3 protein-coding genes and 1 pseudogene are annotated in these 3,017 nt (G+C 65.8%); all 4 read right to left on the bottom strand.

Features of this window, described 5'->3' with window-relative positions; translation table 11 throughout:
* Positions 1–511, bottom strand: a pseudogene (locus tag A9W95_RS10700) (acyl-CoA dehydrogenase); the annotation flags it as partial.
* Positions 508–1,656: an acyl-CoA dehydrogenase family protein gene (locus A9W95_RS10705; protein WP_067411906.1), complete on the bottom strand. Its 1,149-nt coding sequence runs from the start codon at positions 1,654–1,656 to the stop codon at positions 508–510. The pseudogene A9W95_RS10700 and the gene A9W95_RS10705, both read right to left, overlap by 4 nt.
* Before the next feature lie 2 nt (positions 1,657–1,658).
* Positions 1,659–2,753 carry an acyl-CoA dehydrogenase family protein gene (locus A9W95_RS10710; RefSeq protein ID WP_067411908.1) on the bottom strand — a complete coding sequence of 365 codons (1,095 nt, stop codon included), beginning with the start codon at positions 2,751–2,753 and terminating at the stop codon, positions 1,659–1,661.
* A partial coding sequence (locus A9W95_RS10715) for an acyl-CoA dehydrogenase family protein (RefSeq protein ID WP_256388887.1) occupies positions 2,750–3,017 on the bottom strand: 268 nt, incomplete at its 5' end. The genes A9W95_RS10710 and A9W95_RS10715, both read right to left, overlap by 4 nt.

Here is a 3,017-nt window from a genome sequence, read left to right on the forward strand (position 1 = left end):
GCACCGCCCCCAGAATCCGCCACGATCCCAGCACGAGATGAAGACTAACGTCGGCGGACGGCACCGTTCCATCAGGTCCGCTCAAGGTGGCCGGTACCAGGAAGGGCCCCAGCTTGGCATTGGTCCGCGACGCCGGCTGCACGTGATAGCGGTTGCCGTCCAGATCCGCGGCTATCCAGCCGGGCAGATCGCCGTGGTCGATGCGCGCTGCGTGCGGGTCCACCAGAGCGAGCCGCGCGCCGTCGATGGCGAAGAACTCCTCGACGAGTGGGTATGGCAGCGCGGCCGCGCCGGCCGCCCGGCACAGCACCGCGGCCGCAAGGACGTCGTCAGGGTCGGTGCGGACATCGAGTTCAAAGGCGCCGAGGTCACGCAGAGCGTCGCGGGCTGCCTGCCGGATACCGTCATCGGTCTCCGCGCGCAAGGCCGCCGGTGGTCCGCCTAGGCGCTGCAGTCGCTTGGTCGCGACAGCAGCGAAGTCGGTAATGTCCTGCGGCAGATCGGTGTTCACCGGTGTTCTCCCAAGACTTCGCGGGCTACCAACATGCGCTGCACTTCGATCGTGCCCGACGCCACGGTGGCGGCCTGCGCGTAACGCCAGTGGTCTTCGACGGCACCATGCAGTGACGCCGACGTCCCGCTGTCCAAGGCCCTCGGGCCCAGCACGTCGAACAGAAGCTCGGCGACCTGCTGGTCACAGGTCGTGGTGGCGATGCGCGCTGCGCTGGCCGCCGCCCCTGCCGAACGGTCGTCTTGCAACGAAACGGCGCGGTAGGCCATCAGTCTGGCGACCCGTAAGTCCACCAGCGCCCGAACCCAACGGGCGCGAAGAGATTCCGGCAGGTCGTCCCAGTCGTCACCGAGCTCGTCGCGCATGCGGTGCAGTAGCGATTCACAGCGGGCATAGCGTGCGATGCCGACACGCTCAAAGGCCAACGCCTCGCGCATCACTCGCCAGCCATCACCGAGTTCACCCAAGACGTCGCCGGGGTATGCCGGTACGTCGTCCAAGAACATTTCGTTGAGGTGGTGCGGTCCCAGCATGGAGGGGATCGGCCGTACCGTGAAGCCGGGTCGGTCCATGGGGATCAGGAACAGGCTCAACCGCTTCGACTTCGGCGCCTCCGGGTGCGTGCACGCCGCCAGCACGCACCACGAAGCCATTTGCGCATAGGAGGTCCAAACTTTCTGGCCGGTGATGCGCCAACCATCACCGTCGGGTATCGCGCGGGTCCGCAACGAGCCCAGGTCGGTGCCCGCCTCGGGCTCGGAGAAGCCTTGACACCACACAACTTCACCGCCGGCGATGGCCGCCAGGTGTTTGGCTTTCTGTTCGGCGGTGCCATAGCGCATCAACGCCGGGCCTACCCAGTTGATGCCCATGTACTGCGGGCCCCGTGGCTCATGGTGAGCCCACATCTCTTCGCGAAGCACGGTCTGCTGCCATACCGATCCGCCGCCCCCGCCGTGCTCTTTGGGCCAGGCCAACGCCAGCAGCCCCTCGGACGCCAGTAGCTTGCAGAACGATTCGGTGGTGGCGAGGTCTTGCGGATCGTCGGTACAAGCGCCCAGGAAGTCGGCGGGAATGTTCGCCGAGATCAATTGCCGCAGGTGACTTCTCAGTTCACCGGCGTCGTCTCCGAGGTCGTAATCCATCGTCATCCCTTCGGCAGCCCGAGCAGTCGCTCGCCGATGATGTTGCGCTGGACCTCCGACGTTCCGCCGTAGATCGTTGCGGCCAGTGCATCCTGACGTTCGAAAAGCAGATCCGGGTCGCTGGTTGAAGCAGGCCCTGCGGCGGCTGCGCTGAGTTCCCAAACCCGTTGCAGAGTCAGCGAACCGAGAAGCTTGAGGATGTCGGCTTCCGGGTTCGGACGCCCAGCGAGCTCGTTGCCCAAAGCGCGGTAACCGGTGGCTCGCAGCGCTTCAGCGTCGGCGATCAAGGAGCCCAGCTCGGCGTAGATGTCGTCGTCCTGCGTGCCCTGTATCGAGTCGAGTCCCCGTTTGATCTCGACCCAGTTCATGATCCAGATCATCTGCCGCTCGTGGTGCAACGACGCCAACGCGACATGCCAGCCGCCGTTGCACGGCCCCAGCAAATTTTCCACGGGCACTTCGACGTCGTCCAGAAACACTTCACAGAACGTCTCGTCGGATATCGAGGCCATTCGGATGGGTTCGATCTTCACACCGGGGGACTGCAAATCGAGGATCAGACAAGAGATCCCGCGGTGCTTCGGGACGTCGGGGTCAGTGCGTGCATACAAGGTGCACCAACGGGATTCGTGTGCCTGGGTGGTCCAGATCTTGTGCCCGTTGACCCGGAACACGTCACCGTCGCGTTGGGCGCGGGTGCGCAAACCGGCGAAATCTGAACCGGCTTCCGGCTCGGACATGCCCAGCGCCCACCACTCATCGCCGCGCAACAACGGCACCAGCAGGCGATCGATCTGCGCGGGTGTGCCGAATTGACGGATCCCCGGCGCCGCGACATTCGGTCCGGCGATGTTTGGCAACTTCGGCGCCGAGCGCAGCGCCGCTTGAATTCGGATCTCCATCGCGTCCCGCAAGCCCAGTGACCGGCCGCCGTGGTCACGTGTCCACGTCGGTTGCAGCCAGCCCCCCTCGAACGCAGCCCGCTGATAGTCGCGCCGCAATCCGATATCCCAGCGGTAGCGGCGGTATTCCCGGTAGTAGTCCTGAGGCAGGAACTCCACCAGCCACGTCGTGAATTCCTCGACCAACGCACTCATGTTGCGGCTCCGGCGAATCTGCGGCCCACCTCGTGGTACAGCGCCCGGCTATCACCCAGCAGGGCCGCGCATTGCCACGCGTGCCGCATGTACAGGTGCGCGTCATGTTCCCAGGTCTGCCCGAGCGCACCGTGCACCTGCACGCACGTGCGTGCGCAGCGCAGTGCGGCGTCACCGGCGGCCGCTTTGGCCAGCGCCGCGGCCGTCCAATCGGTGGCGTGGGCGGCGGCGTAGGTGAGGCTGCGGGCGCGTTCCACGCTGACG

The sequence above is a fragment of the Mycobacterium sp. 1423905.2 genome (genome assembly GCF_001673155.1).
Taxonomy (GTDB): domain Bacteria; phylum Actinomycetota; class Actinomycetes; order Mycobacteriales; family Mycobacteriaceae; genus Mycobacterium.